Genomic DNA, 14,465 nt, shown 5'->3' on the forward strand with positions numbered 1-14,465 from the left:
CAACAGAGCGTTAACCCTATGAAATACGATACCTCCGAGCTTTGTGACATCTATCAGGAAGATGTCAACGTCGTTGAACCGCTGTTTTCCAACTTTGGTGGACGGTCGTCGTTTGGCGGACAAATCATCACGGTGAAATGTTTCGAGGATAACGGGTTGCTGTACGATCTGCTCGAACAGAACGGTCGCGGTCGTATCCTGCTGGTCGATGGCGGCGGTTCAGTGCGCCGTGCCCTTATTGACGCCGACCTTGCCCGCCTGGCCATGCAAAACGAGTGGGAAGGGATAGTGGTGTACGGCTCAGTGCGCCAGGTCGATGACCTGGAAGAGCTGGATATCGGTATTCAGGCCATCGCAGCTATCCCGGTGGGTGCTGCGGGTGAAGGCATCGGTGAAAGCGACGTTCGCGTCAATTTCGGCGGCGTGACCTTCTTCTCCGGCGACCATCTCTATGCCGATAACACCGGCATTATCCTTTCCGAAGACCCGCTGGATATCGAGTAATAAAATCGTAATTGTGAAGCATAAAAAAACCGCCAACAGCAATGTGGCGGTTTTTTTGTCCCTCGGGATTCGCGGTCCGTTGGGAGGATTTACAGCTCCACACCAGGGACTTTTATCATACCCCTCAATAAACACCAGGCAATCCCTTAGACCCTTTATAAAATCCTAATTTTCTCTGAACATCTTAACGGCGTGGTTGATGTTAATTATGATGCTGCGTCCCTTTCCGCCATCTCGCAAATGGGCATCGGTCCAGGGAAAGGTGTATCAACGCCGTAAACAGCCCACACCGGGGCTTGTGTCCACTGGTTTATCACCGGTGGTGAACGGTGGAGCGGTTAGTCGCAGGGACCGCATAATGAAACGCTATATATGCATCGCGTTCATTGTCGCCAGCGTGCTCGTTGTAAAGAGTGATGAACCGAATGTGTTTGTTGCTTTTGTTACGATAGCGCAGGACAAGTAGCGTTAAGGCCGCCTCGTGCGGCCTTTTTTATGGCTTATCCACGGTGAGTAACAACCATAAAAAAAGCCGGGTAGCGATAACGCCATACCCGGCCTGTTCAGTTCATTCCCGACAGGAATTAAACTTCTTCCATACGTCCCAGCAGTGCCTGTAAGCGATCCTGCCAGCCGTTCTGCTGTTCGCGCAGCTGGTTGTTTTCGCGTTCCAGTTCTTCACGGCCGTGCTGAGCGGTCTGAACTTCCTGTGCCAGGCTGTTGTTCTTCTCTTTCAGCTCTTCAATTTCCATTTGCAGCAGCGTGATGGTGTCAATCGCCTGCTGTACTTTCGATTCCAGTTTCTCAAACACTTCTAAAGACATGATCCTACCTCTCCTGAATTGCAAGGCGACGCTTTAACGTAAACGCGCACAACATATATGCCGATTGTATGAAGCCCCGCCGCCCCTGTCCAGCGACATGCCGCGCAGATCGCGGTTTGCAACACTTTTCGGCCTCGTCCTGGTGCGTTCGCGGCATATACCCCTAAATTGTTAACTCTTTAGTTAATGAAATGATTCAGCTCTCATTTCGCTGTTGCGTTAAAAATGCGCTTTGTGGCGCGAAAACGCTCATTTTATTGACGGAGTACACACATTTTGATTTCGATATTTCTCGTTTTTGCTCGTTAACGATAAATTAACACTATGTCTACAGGACATCGTGGCTGTCACGGGCGGCCATGCTAACAATAAACATTCATTTTTCTTCAGGATTCCGATTATGAGTCAGACATCAACCTTAAAAGGCCAGTGCATCGCCGAGTTCCTTGGTACCGGGTTGTTGATATTCTTCGGAGTGGGCTGTGTCGCTGCACTGAAAGTGGCGGGTGCCAGTTTTGGTCAGTGGGAAATCAGTATCATCTGGGGTCTGGGCGTGGCGATGGCCATTTACCTGACCGCAGGCGTTTCTGGTGCACATCTTAACCCGGCGGTGACTATCGCGTTGTGGCTGTTCGCGTGCTTCGATGGACGCAAAGTTGTCCCTTTCATCATTTCTCAATTTGCTGGCGCGTTTTGCGCAGCAGCATTAGTTTACGGGCTTTATTACAATCTTTTCATCGACTTCGAACAGACGCATCATATGGTGCGCGGCAGCGTCGAAAGTCTGGATCTGGCTGGTATCTTCTCAACCTACCCGAACCCGCATATCAATTTTGTGCAGGCGTTCGCAGTTGAAATGGTGATTACCGCTATTCTGATGGGCGTCATCATGGCGCTGGGCGATGACGGCAACGGCATTCCGCGTGGCCCACTGGCACCGCTGCTGATTGGCCTGCTGATCGCCGTCATCGGTGCTTCTATGGGCCCGCTAACCGGTTTTGCGATGAACCCGGCGCGTGACCTGGGGCCAAAAACCTTCGCCTTCTTTGCAGGATGGGGCGACGTGGCCTTCACCGGTGGCAAAGATATTCCTTACTTCCTGGTGCCGCTGTTCGGGCCAATCGTAGGGGCGGCGCTGGGCGCATTCGGCTACCGCAAATTAATTGGTCGCCACTTACCGTGCGACACCTGTGTGGAAGAAGAGAAAGAAACCACTTCCGCCACTCAGCAAAAAGCTTCGCTGTAATCTGACTACGGGACTCAAACCATGACCGAAAAAAAATATATCGTTGCGCTCGACCAGGGCACTACCAGCTCCCGCGCTGTCGTAATGGATCATGACGCGAATATCGTCAGCGTGTCACAGCGCGAATTCGAGCAAATCTATCCTCGTCCAGGCTGGGTAGAGCACGACCCAATGGAAATCTGGGCAACACAAAGCTCCACGCTGGTAGAAGTGCTGGCGAAAGCCGATATCAGCTCCGACGAAATTGCCGCTATCGGTATCACCAACCAGCGTGAAACCACCGTGGTGTGGGAGCGCGAAACCGGCAAGCCGATTTACAACGCGATCGTCTGGCAGTGTCGCCGTACCGCAGAAATCTGCGAACAGCTCAAGCGCGACGGCATGGAAGAGTACGTGCGTAGCGCAACCGGCCTGGTGGTTGACCCGTATTTCTCAGGCACCAAAGTGAAATGGATCCTCGACCACGTGGAAGGCTCACGTGAACGTGCGAAACGCGGCGAGCTGCTGTTCGGTACCGTTGATACCTGGCTTATCTGGAAGATGACCCAGGGACGTGTCCACGTGACCGACTACACCAACGCTTCGCGTACCATGCTCTTCAACATCAACACCCTGGAGTGGGATGACAAGATGCTGGACGCGCTGGACATCCCCCGCGCCATGCTGCCAGAAGTGCGTAAGTCTTCAGAAGTGTACGGCCAGACCAACATCGGAGGTAAAGGCGGCACGCGTATTCCTATCTCCGGTATCGCCGGTGACCAGCAGGCGGCGCTGTTCGGCCAGCTGTGCGTCAAGGAAGGGATGGCGAAGAACACCTACGGAACAGGCTGCTTCATGCTGATGAACACCGGCGAGAAAGCGGTGAAATCAGAAAACGGTCTGCTGACCACCATCGCCTGCGGCCCACGCGGTGAAGTGAACTATGCGCTGGAAGGTGCGGTGTTCATGGCGGGTGCGTCAATCCAGTGGCTGCGTGACGAGATGAAGCTTATCAGCGATGCGTTCGACTCCGAATACTTCGCCACCAAAGTGAAGGACACCAACGGCGTGTACGTGGTGCCTGCGTTCACCGGCCTCGGTGCACCATACTGGGACCCGTACGCTCGCGGCGCGATTTTCGGCCTGACGCGTGGTGTGAACTCCAACCACATCATCCGCGCCACGCTGGAATCCATCGCCTACCAGACACGCGATGTTCTGGAAGCAATGCAGGCTGACTCCGGTATTCGTCTGCACGCCCTGCGCGTGGACGGCGGTGCGGTTGCCAACAACTTCCTGATGCAGTTCCAGTCCGACATTCTGGGTACCCGTGTAGAGCGCCCGGAAGTCCGTGAAGTGACTGCACTGGGTGCGGCATACCTGGCGGGCCTGGCGGTGGGCTTCTGGCAGAACCTGGACGAGCTTCAGGAAAAAGCGGTAATCGAACGTGAATTCCGTCCTGGCATCGAAACCACCGAGCGTAACTTCCGCTACAGCGGCTGGAAGAAAGCGGTGAAACGCGCCCTGGCGTGGGAAGAGCACGAAGAGTAATTGTCCTTAATCCCCTCTCCCCTGTGGAGAGGGGCTCAGACAGCACCTCCCTCACCCCTCCCCACTCTGTGATAAACTTCGTGCAATTCCTTTTGATTGCACGAGTACCTCATGAAACGTGAACTTGCTATCGAGTTTTCCCGCGTAACCGAAGCCGCCGCGCTGGCGGGCTATAAATGGCTGGGCCGTGGCGACAAAAATACCGCAGACGGTGCGGCTGTCCATGCCATGCGCATTGTGCTTAACCAGGTCAATATCGACGGCACCATTGTGATTGGCGAAGGCGAGATCGACGAAGCGCCGATGCTCTACATCGGTGAAAAAGTCGGGACCGGCAAAGGCGATGCCGTGGATATTGCGGTCGACCCTATTGAAGGCACCCGCATGACGGCCATGGGCCAGGCCAACGCACTGGCCGTACTGGCGGTGGGTGATAAAGGCTGCTTCCTTAACGCGCCCGATATGTATATGGAAAAGCTGATTGTCGGCCCCGGTGCGAAAGGCGCTATCGACCTCAGCCTGCCGCTGGACGAGAACCTGCGTAATATCGCTGCCGCTCTGGGTAAACCGCTCAGCGAGCTCACCGTCACCATTCTGGCGAAACCACGCCACGACGCCACCATTGCGCAGATGCAAAAGCTCGGCGTGCGCGTGTTCGCCATTCCGGACGGCGATGTTGCCGCCTCCATTCTTACCTGTATGCCGGACAGCGAAGTGGATGTGCTTTATGGCATCGGCGGCGCGCCTGAAGGCGTAGTGTCTGCTGCGGTGATCCGTGCGCTGGATGGCGATATGCAGGCCCGACTGCTGCCGCGTCATGACGTTAAAGGCGATAATGCGGAAAACCGTCGTATTGGCGAAGAAGAACTGGCTCGCTGTGAAGCCATGGGTATTGAAGCCAATAAGATCCTGGCGCTGGATGAAATGGCCCGCAGTGATAACGTGGTCTTCTCCGCAACCGGGATCACCAAAGGCGACCTGCTGGACGGCATCACCCGCAAGGGGAATATGGCCACCACCGAAACGCTGCTGATCCGGGGCAAATCACGCACCATTCGCCGTATTCAGTCCATTCATTATCTCGATCGCAAAGACCCGGACGTGCAGACCCACATTCTGTAAAACCGTTTGATCGATAGAGCTTTCCGGCCCGAACGGGCTGGAAATTTTCGCCACAAGTACGGAAGATAGAAGAGAGAAACAGCACAGGAGAAGATCATGGCGGACTGGGTAACAGGTAAAGTCACAAAGATACAATTCTGGACCGATGCGCTATTTAGTCTCACCGTCCATGCCCCTATCCACCCGTTTACGGCCGGGCAGTTTGCAAAGCTGGGGCTAGATGTCGATGGCGAACGCGTGCAGCGCGCTTACTCTTACGTCAACGCGCCAGATAACCCGGATCTTGAGTTCTATCTTGTCACCGTCCCGGACGGCAAACTCAGCCCACGCCTTGCTGCGCTGAAACCCGGCGATGATGTACAAATTGTGAGCGAAGCGGCGGGCTTCTTCGTGCTGGACGAAATCCCGGAGTGCGACACTCTTTGGATGCTGGCCACCGGCACGGCAATTGGCCCCTATCTTTCTATCCTGCAATACGGCAAAGATCTGGAACGCTTTAAAAATATCGTGCTGGTTCATGCCGCGCGTTATGCCGCTGATTTAAGCTATCTGCCACAGATGCAAGAGCTGGAACAGCAGTATGGCGGGAAGCTGAAAATTCAGACCGTGGTCAGTCGCGAAACCGCAGCAGGATCGCTCACCGGGCGTGTTCCGGCGTTAATCGAAAGTGGCGCACTGGAAGAAGCGGTTGGTTTGCCGATGAACACCGAAACCAGCCATGTGATGTTGTGTGGTAACCCGCAGATGGTCCGGGATACGCAACAGCTTCTGAAGGATACCCGGCAGATGACGAAACACCTTCGCCGCCGACCGGGCCATATGACTGCCGAACACTACTGGTGATCAGCGGTACTTCACCTCAAGGGTGTCTTTCCCGTACTTGTTCTCGCTCTGGGTGCCGATAAACGCGCCCAGATCGACAATCATCATGACAAAGATAATGGATGGCAACAGCCGCCCCACAACCCAGGGGAGGATAGACGGCAGAATCGCCCAGTTACCGGCCACCAGCATCCACGCCAGAATAATCAGAAATGCCCATGCGCCGGAGCGGCCACGATCGTGCAGGCGTTTTACCACCACGGCCGCTGTTGGCCACAGCAGACAGACCAGGGCAAATGCCGCGGTTTGGGTGCTCAGCCATGCATTGTAGGCAACGAAAAACAGAAGCAGCATGGCAACGACCCACGTCACCATCCAGATCCAGAAATCACGGCGTCCAATACGCCCTTTGAATGAAAACAGCCACTGCTGTATGGTCATGTAAGGTTCCTTCATTATTATATAGCGCGCATTTTACCCTGGAGTTGTGACCTTTTGACAAGCCGACCAGATATCGTTTTAATCATGAGCAATTACGGCCAGGGGCAATATTGATGAAAATTTCGGCTTACTCCCTTTTATTGTGTTTAGCCATGCCAGGCGCCAGCCTCTCTCTGCACGCCGCCGAAACCACTGCTCCTGCCACCGCACCGTATCTTCTGGCGGGGGCACCGTCGTTCGACCAGTCGATTAGCGAGTTTCGCGAAACCTTCAACCATAACAACCCAACGCTGCCACTGGATGAATTCCGCGCGATTGATAGCGCTCGCGATACGCCAACGCTGACACGCGCTGCCAGTAAAATTAACGAAAATCTGTATGCCTCTACTGCGCTTGAGCGTGGCACGTTGAAAATCAAAAGTATGCAGATAACCTGGCTGCCAATTCAGGGGCCAGAGCAAAAAGCGGCAAAGGCCAAAGCGCTGGAGTACATGAGCGCCATCCTGCAAGCCTTTACCCCTGCACTGACAAAAGCGCAAAGCCAGCAAAAGCTGCAAAAACTGCTGACTGCCGGTAAAAACAAGCGCTATTACGCCGATACGGAAGGCGCCATTCGCTATGTTGTCGCAGATAACGGCGAAAAGGGACTGACCTTCGCTGTTGAACCGATTAAGCTGACACTATCTGACTCACTCGGAGGGGCGAATTAATGACAAAAAGCAAAGCCTTTCGAGGGAAAATCTCTATACTGATTCACAGACCATGCTGCCCGTGAGGGTGGCCATATTCCTTAATTCGCTTATTTAGCGTGGAGAATTGAAATGCGACATCCTTTAGTGATGGGTAACTGGAAACTGAACGGCAGCCGCCACATGGTAAACGAACTGGTTGCTAACCTGCGTAAAGAGCTGGCTGGCGTAACTGGCTGCGCGGTTGCTATCGCTCCGCCTGATATGTACCTGGATCTGGCTAAACACGCGGCTGACGGCAGCCACATCGTTCTGGGTGCACAGAACGTTGACGTTAACCTGTCTGGCGCATTCACCGGTGAAACTTCCGCTGAAATGCTGAAAGATATCGGCGCGAAATACATCATCATCGGTCACTCAGAGCGTCGTACCTACCACAAAGAATCCGACGAGTTCATCGCGAAGAAATTCGCTGTGCTGAAAGAACAGGGTCTGATCCCGGTTCTGTGCATCGGTGAAACCGAAGCAGAAAACGAAGCAGGCAAAACTGAAGAAGTGTGCGCACGTCAGATCGACGCCGTGCTGAAAACTCAGGGCGCAGCAGCGTTCGAAGGCGCAGTCATTGCTTACGAGCCAGTCTGGGCTATCGGTACCGGCAAATCAGCAACCCCTGCACAGGCTCAGGCTGTTCACAAATTCATTCGTGACCACATCGCTAAAGCAGACGCGAAAGTGGCTGAACAAGTTATCATCCAGTACGGCGGTTCCGTAAACGCGGCTAACGCTGCTGAGCTGTTCACCCAGCCAGACATCGATGGCGCGCTGGTTGGCGGCGCATCCCTGAAAGCTGACGCTTTCGCGGTGATCGTTAAAGCAGCAGAAGCGGCTAAACAGGCGTAATTGCCCTTATGTTTTGTGGCGGGTGGCGCTTCGCTAACCCGCCCTACGCTCTTCTCCTCCCTCTCCCTTAGGGAGAGGGTTGGGGTGAGGGGAAACACCTCGCACCGAACTACACTTTCCCCAGCAAGCTAAACCACAGATAATCCAGCGGCAGCAACACCAGATACGTTGCAATTGCCAGCGCCAGACAGAGCATCATCCCCGCCCTTGCAGGCACCTTCCCTAACCCCATAGCCACCACAATCGGCGATGCCTGATACGGCAGCAACGGCGTGGAATAGCCCAGTACCTGAATCATAATTACCGACAGCAGCGGGAAGCCAGTTGCGTCCGAGAAACTCTGCGCCAGCGTGGTATACAACGCCGGCACGCCGTTGGCGGTCATGATGAAGTTAAGCGCCGTGGTGATCCCCGTCAGTGCCAGGAAACTGGTGAAGGGTTTATCGGCGTCCAGCGGCATGACCCGCAGCAAGGCTTCGCCAACGGCGGTGCCAATCCCGGTCTGCGTCACGACAATCGCCAGCCCAAGAATGCCCGCCACATAAATACAGGTGCGCATATTCACACCTGTCGAAAACTCTTCCCCGGTGATAAAGCCAACGCGCGGCAGCAGCACAATCACCGATGCCGCCAGCCCCGTCCAGGCAGGCCCAATACCGTGCCAGCTCTCGGTAACCCACATGACCAGCACCACCGCCAGCAGCCAGGCGAGACGCTTTTCATCCCGCCCCATCGGTTCAGACGGCGCCATATCCCGTGCGTGTTTTGGACTCCCCGGGAATAACCAACAGATAAGGGCAATCAGAATTAGCCCTTTCAGAATACCGAGCACCGGTGTATGCAGCAGCAGATACGGCACATAGTTTAGATGAATACCGTATGAGCCTTCGGCCGCACCGCTCATCACCAGGTTCGGCACGTTAGCCGGCAAAATGGTGGCAGAAAGCTGGAAGGTACCAAACCCAACGGCCAGCGCCAGGCCGAACCACGCCCGCGAACCGTCAGCGATACTCGCCCTTTTTGCCATCGCGGCAACGATGGGCATCAGCAGCGCGATACGCCCCATATTGGATGGCATGACAAACGCCAGCGCATAACTCAACAACACCACGCTTGCCACCATCAGCACCCAGGAATCGGTCAGCTTTGCAGAAAGCGCTCGTGCGGCCCTGTCAGCCAGACCGGTTTTACGGATCGCCACGCCGAGCACAAAACCGCTGAACACCAGCCAGAACGCCGACGAGGCAAAACCGCCGAAGATCACCTCCGGCGGGGCAATTTTGGCGGTCATCGCCGCCGTGAAAAACAGCAGCGCGGTGATAAATTCAGGCAACAGCGACGTCGCCCACAGCACGATGGTGACGCCAACAATCAATGAGGGAAGAAGCAGAGGGTGAGCTAACCAGAGCGACATACCTGTCTCCTGTAGATTTTTTCAGCAAGTCTACGGCGACAGGCAGGGCGAGTAAACGCTATTTATGGTGGGGTCAATTCAGGATAGCGCATTGATGATCCTGGAGTTCTTCGGCCGATGCGCGATTAAGGGCGAGCAGATTGCGCTCGGTCGCCAGCAGAATGAAAGATCCGTCGGACTGTTGCGCCATCGCCAGTGCAAAGCGCCCCATATGGTCGCGCGCCTCTGGCAGCTCTTCCGCCAGCATCATAAACGGGCTGCGCTGTACCAGTTCGTTCTCCGTCACTCTGCGGGCCAGATATTCATGCCCTTCCAGTCCGCCGGGGAACGGCAGCCATTGGGTGCCAATCTGCCCCTGATTCGCATTGAGCTTTTCACGTACGTCTGCACGCAGGCAGGAAATATGGATATGAAAATGGTTCTGCGTACGCCCGGTTGGGGAGTTGATGGTCAGCGAAATTGCGCTGTCCGGCACGTCAGCACCACGTCTGAGAGTCATAAAGCTACGCGACTGCCACGCCAGCCAGAAGAAATTCGGCGTGTGAGGCTCAGTTAACAGCGGGCTTTCCGTGCCGTTGATCCGGTACGTTGGCATCAGCAGATATTGCAGCGGTCCGTTGCGATCTTTAAACACCACGTATCCCGCATCCGGCTTCACCTGCGCACAGGGCGCCGGGTTTCGGTGTTGTATCTGGTTAGGCACACACTGATCGAGAACGATATGGCGTAAGGCGTCCGGGTTACCGGACTTCATCCAGAACCAGCCACCCGCGGCAAGCGCGAGGACAATCAGCACCAACAGAATGATTTTTTTCACAACGCGTTCCCTGTATCCATATGAAGTGAGAGAGTAACGCAAAATGATGACCAAATAAAAAACCCGGTGGATTTCTCACACCGGGTCACCGTGTCGTTCTTTGCGAAACGCTTAGCGCTTGCTGATCTGATCGAAGGTACCGCCGTTAGAGAAGTGCTCTTTCTGCGCTTTCGTCCAGCCGCCGAACTCGTCATCAATGGTGAAGAGCTTCAGTTTCGGGAATTCGTTTTCGTATTTCTTCGCGACAGCCGGGTCACGTGGGCGATAGAAGTTTTTCGCCGCAATTTCCTGGCCTTCTGGCGAGTAGAGATACTTCAGGTAGGCTTCAGCCACTGCTTTGGTATCTTTCTTCTCAACCACTTTGTCGACCACAGAAACGGTCGGCTCCGCGAGGATAGATTCGCTTGGGGTCACAATTTCGAATTTGTCTTTACCCAGTTCGTTGGTGGCCAGCAGGGCTTCGTTTTCCCACGCAATCAGCACATCACCAATACCGCGCTCAACGAAGGTGTTGGTTGCGCCACGCGCGCCGGAGTCCAGCACTTCGACGTTTTTAAACAGCGCTTTCACAAACTCCTGCGCTTTCGCCTGGTCACCGTTGTTGTGGTGCAGGGCGTAGCCCCAGGCTGCCAGGTAGTTCCAGCGTGCGCCGCCAGAGCTTTTCGGGTTTGGGGTGATGACAGAAACGCCAGGCTTAATCAGGTCGTTCCAGTCATGAATTTGTTTCGGGTTGCCTTTACGTACCAGGAAAACGATGGTCGAGGTATATGGCGCGGAGTTGTCCGGCAGGCGTTTGATCCAGTTTTTATCAATACGGCCACGTTCAGCAATCGCGTCAACATCATAGGCCAGCGCCAGGGTGACCACATCGGCTTCAATACCGTTGATAACCGAGGTTGCCTGTTTGCCGGATCCGCCGTGAGACTGGCGCACTACGACGTTGTCGCCGGTTTCCTGTTTCCAGTGTGCCGCAAATGCCTTGTTGTACTGCTCGTATAGTTCACGCGTCGGGTCGTATGACACGTTCAGTAACTGGATGTCCTTAGCCAGAACGCTGGTCGATGCCAGCAATAATGTTAAACCCACGCCCCATTTATTCATCGCCCAGCTCTCTTGTGTAGTGTTTTGATGAATGCAGCGTGCCAGAAAGATAACCAATGATTAAAGAATAAAAAAAGATTGGCTATAACGTAGAGGAATAAAAAGAAGCATGAGCGGCCTGATGCCCTCACCCCAACCCTCTCCCACGGGAGAGGGAGCAAACAAAAAAAAAACGGCAACCCAAAGGTTACCGTTTCGCATTTACCTTGCCGCCACCCGGCACGATACACACGCCGATCAGTACAGTTTCTTGGCGCAGTCCAGCCAGTCACCTTTGAACGGACGCTTCATGTTCTCAATAGCGTCGATGATGTCATGGTGAACCAGTTTTTCGTTCTGAATACCGACGCAACGGCCGCCAAAGCCCTGCAACAGCAGCTCGATAGCATATGCACCCATACGGGATGCCAGGATACGGTCGTACGGGCCTGGGGAACCACCACGCTGAATGTGACCCAGTACAGTTGCACGGGTTTCACGTTTGGTTTCGGTTTCGATGTATTTCGCCAGCTCGTCAACGTCACAGATGTGCTCGGTGATGGCGACGATCGCGTGTTTCTTACCTTTCGCGATACCGGCTTTGATTTCGTTAACCAGGTCTTCACGGCTGAATTCCACTTCAGGAACCACCACGAACTCACAACCACCGGCGATAGCCGCAGCCAGAGTCAGGTCACCACAGTAACGGCCCATCACTTCAACGATGGAGATACGCTGGTGGGAAGAAGAGGTGTCACGCAGACGGTCAATCGCTTCAACAACAGTACCCAGCGCGGTGAAGTAACCGATGGTGTAGTCAGTGCCTTTGATGTCGTTGTCGATAGTGCCTGGCAGACCGATGCACGGGAAGCCCATCTCAGTCAGACGTTTTGCACCCATATAGGAGCCGTCACCACCGATAACAACCAGTGCGTCCAGGCCGCGTTTCTTCATGTTCTCGATAGCCACTTCACGAACGTGTTCGTCGCGGAATTCCGGGAAGCGTGCGGAACCGAGGAAAGTACCGCCACGGTTAATCATGTCTGACACGCTGTAGCGGTCGAGCTGTACCATGCGATCTTCATACAGACCCAGATAACCGTCATAGACGCCAAAAACTTCCAGACCTTCCGTCAGCGCTGCACGGACAACACCACGAATTGCCGCGTTCATGCCCGGCGCATCACCGCCGCTTGTCAACACACCGATTTTCTTAATCATGACTACCTCTGAACTTAGGAATGCAAAATTGAAATCTGTTGCTGGAAGAAATTGTTCGACCAACGAATACTGCAAATAGTATATCAATCACTTCCAGCTGAATTGATTCAGGTCAGACCAAATGGCGGTAATTTATACACAAAATGCCGGTCTGGCTCACTTTTTTACAACGAATTACGAAAGCTCAAAATGTCCGGGTACAACCGAGCAGGGATCCTGGTGAATGATGACGTCTGAACCAGGAAAACGCTGCAAAATTGCCTGCTCGACTTGCTCAGCAATGACGTGAGCCTGAACCAGCGGCAGGTTGTCTTCCATTTCCAAATGAATCTGAATAAAGCGGGTCGGCCCTGACTGCCGCGTACGAAGATCGTGCGCACCGCTGACGCCAGGCCAGGAAGTCACGATAGTAAAAATTTCATCACGTTCTGCATCGGGAAGTGCGCGATCAAGCAGCGATTGCACCGCTTCGTACCCCATCCGCAAGGCGCTATATAAAATATAGATCCCAATCCCTAACGCGAATAACGCATCGGCACGATGCCAGCCATACCAGGCAAGGCCGAGCGCAATAAGAATAGCGCCATTCATCATAACATCAGACTGATAATGAAGCATATCTGCCCGTACTGCCTGACTTTGCGTTTTGCGAACCACCCAGCGCTGGAATGTGACCAGAACCAGCGTACTGATAAGCGCAATCACCGTGACGGCCACACCCACACCCGGATCGTTCATTTGCGTGGGGGAAACCAGATGCTGAATGCCGGTTAAAAACAGAAACAGCGCAGAGCCTGAAATAAACATGCTTTGCGCCAGCGCGGCCAGCGATTCCGCTTTACCGTGCCCAAAGGTATGTTCTTCATCTGCCGGTTGCAGCGAATAGCGCACCACCAGCAGGTTCGTCAGCGAGGCGGCAATATCGACCAGCGAGTCCACCAACGCCGCCAGGATACTGACCGACCCGGTGTACCACCACGCGAAAATCTTAATTATCAGCAAACACGACGCCATGACCGTCGCCGCAATCGCCGCCCGGCTAACCAGCCGTCCATAGGATTGATTCATAAACACTCCTGTCATGCCATGCCGCTAGTATAACGGATGCTTAGGGAGTCAAAGGATGAATAAACGGTTAACAACGGTGATTGAAGGGCAAAAAAAACCCCCACATCATGTGGGGGAAGACAGGGATGGTGTCTATGGCAAGGAAAACAGGGTTTACTGGTTACTACGGGTATTGCTACTGAAAAGCGTCATTTCTGAGCTTCGTTGCATCCGTGCAACCTCACGCAACTGGTCCATTCGTTGCTGATGTTTCTCGTTCAAAACCGCTTGCTGCTCAGGCGATAACAGGTGGAACATTTGGTTGCGAACCCTGGCCATCTCGACCTGGCGGGCAACCTGTATCTGTGCCATTTTTTCTGCCTGAGCGCGTACAGCGCTTTCATCAAAATTTTCTGCGGTGACAAGGCGGTGCATTGTCTCCATTTCGCTAACATTAACAGGGGGCTGATCTTGTCTTGCCCTCTGCATCAGATCTCGCATCTGTTGACGCTGATGTTCGGTTAAACTTATGCCGTCAAACATATGGCTTTGGCCGCTGTGCTGCGCTTCACTCTCTCCAGAGAGCCCGTTGTCGCCGATAATAGCTACGGCAGCCTGGCTAAACGCACTGAACGCCAGCGTTGAGGCCATGACGGCAGCGGTAACTTTGCGCATCACTTGCTCCCAAAATCTTTCGTGTCGCGATTCAACGAGAGACAGTCTACGATTCAGGCTGCAAACATGCGTCAGGGGGTGTAAAACAACGTAAAGTCATGGATTAGATAGCCTTGATGTCGTAATTTCTGCC

15 protein-coding genes are annotated in these 14,465 nt (G+C 54.1%); 7 read left to right on the plus strand and 8 right to left on the minus strand.

The genetic code is table 11. The features are described 5' to 3' along the window. Positions 1-18: 18 nt before the first annotated feature. Positions 19-504 carry a ribonuclease E activity regulator RraA gene (rraA, locus tag F3J30_RS21325; protein ID WP_014072348.1) on the plus strand — a complete coding sequence of 162 codons (486 nt, stop codon included), beginning with the start codon at positions 19-21 and terminating at the stop codon, positions 502-504. Between the two features lie 584 nt (positions 505-1,088). On the opposite strand, the gene zapB is transcribed toward rraA, so the two are convergent. Beyond that, the gene (gene zapB / locus F3J30_RS21330) at positions 1,089-1,328 is read right to left on the minus strand and encodes a septal ring assembly protein ZapB (protein ID WP_014072349.1); all 240 of its coding nucleotides are present in this window, start codon (positions 1,326-1,328) and stop codon (positions 1,089-1,091) included. A 400-nt stretch (positions 1,329-1,728) separates the two neighbouring features. Between zapB and F3J30_RS21335 the strand changes: the two genes are divergently transcribed. From F3J30_RS21335 to fpr, 4 genes are all read left to right on the plus strand, one after another. Beyond that, complete coding sequence (locus F3J30_RS21335) at positions 1,729-2,574, plus strand: MIP/aquaporin family protein (RefSeq protein WP_014072350.1); 846 nt, start codon at positions 1,729-1,731, stop codon at positions 2,572-2,574. Between the two features lie 21 nt (positions 2,575-2,595). Further along, positions 2,596-4,104: a glycerol kinase GlpK gene (glpK, locus tag F3J30_RS21340; RefSeq protein ID WP_014072351.1), complete on the plus strand. Its 1,509-nt coding sequence runs from the start codon at positions 2,596-2,598 to the stop codon at positions 4,102-4,104. 111 nt (positions 4,105-4,215) lie between these two features. Next, on the plus strand, positions 4,216-5,226 hold the full coding sequence (gene glpX / locus F3J30_RS21345; protein ID WP_166718505.1) for a class II fructose-bisphosphatase: 1,011 nt from the start codon (positions 4,216-4,218) through the stop codon (positions 5,224-5,226). Positions 5,227-5,322: 96 nt separating this feature from the next. Further along, entirely contained in the window at positions 5,323-6,069 is a 747-nt protein-coding gene (fpr, locus tag F3J30_RS21350) for a ferredoxin--NADP(+) reductase (protein ID WP_014072353.1), read from the plus strand. On the opposite strand, the gene F3J30_RS21355 is transcribed toward fpr, so the two are convergent. Next, complete coding sequence (locus F3J30_RS21355; RefSeq protein ID WP_014072354.1) at positions 6,070-6,489, minus strand: DUF805 domain-containing protein; 420 nt, start codon at positions 6,487-6,489, stop codon at positions 6,070-6,072. It lies immediately after the preceding gene. 152 nt (positions 6,490-6,641) lie between these two features. Here F3J30_RS21355 and F3J30_RS21360 point away from each other — a divergent pair, with 152 nt between their 5' ends. Both F3J30_RS21360 and tpiA read left to right on the plus strand, forming a co-directional pair. Further along, entirely contained in the window at positions 6,642-7,199 is a 558-nt protein-coding gene (locus F3J30_RS21360) for a DUF1454 family protein (RefSeq protein WP_245551579.1), read from the plus strand. A 111-nt stretch (positions 7,200-7,310) separates the two neighbouring features. After that, positions 7,311-8,078: a triose-phosphate isomerase gene (tpiA, locus tag F3J30_RS21365; RefSeq protein WP_010436926.1), complete on the plus strand. Its 768-nt coding sequence runs from the start codon at positions 7,311-7,313 to the stop codon at positions 8,076-8,078. A gap of 109 nt (positions 8,079-8,187) precedes the next feature. Here the strand turns inward: tpiA and F3J30_RS21370 are convergent, their stop codons facing one another. The 6 genes from F3J30_RS21370 to cpxP form a co-directional block, all read right to left on the minus strand. Then, positions 8,188-9,492, minus strand: a complete 1,305-nt coding sequence (locus tag F3J30_RS21370) for an SLC13 family permease (RefSeq protein ID WP_166718506.1) — start codon at positions 9,490-9,492, stop codon at positions 8,188-8,190. Positions 9,493-9,565: 73 nt separating this feature from the next. After that, a complete protein-coding gene (locus tag F3J30_RS21375; RefSeq protein WP_166718507.1) occupies positions 9,566-10,309 on the minus strand; it encodes a CDP-diacylglycerol diphosphatase in 744 nt (247 codons plus the stop codon). A 111-nt stretch (positions 10,310-10,420) separates the two neighbouring features. Continuing rightward, a complete protein-coding gene (locus tag F3J30_RS21380; protein WP_014072358.1) occupies positions 10,421-11,410 on the minus strand; it encodes a sulfate ABC transporter substrate-binding protein in 990 nt (329 codons plus the stop codon). Positions 11,411-11,647: 237 nt separating this feature from the next. Further along, a complete protein-coding gene (pfkA, locus tag F3J30_RS21385) occupies positions 11,648-12,610 on the minus strand; it encodes a 6-phosphofructokinase (RefSeq protein ID WP_014072359.1) in 963 nt (320 codons plus the stop codon). Positions 12,611-12,784: 174 nt separating this feature from the next. Next, positions 12,785-13,678: a CDF family cation-efflux transporter FieF gene (gene fieF, locus F3J30_RS21390; protein ID WP_166718508.1), complete on the minus strand. Its 894-nt coding sequence runs from the start codon at positions 13,676-13,678 to the stop codon at positions 12,785-12,787. Between the two features lie 153 nt (positions 13,679-13,831). Beyond that, positions 13,832-14,332: a cell-envelope stress modulator CpxP gene (gene cpxP / locus F3J30_RS21395; protein WP_014072362.1), complete on the minus strand. Its 501-nt coding sequence runs from the start codon at positions 14,330-14,332 to the stop codon at positions 13,832-13,834. Positions 14,333-14,465 lie beyond the last annotated feature (133 nt).

It is taken from the genome of Enterobacter sp. Tr-810, assembly GCF_011752765.1.
Classification (GTDB): domain Bacteria; phylum Pseudomonadota; class Gammaproteobacteria; order Enterobacterales; family Enterobacteriaceae; genus Enterobacter; species Enterobacter soli.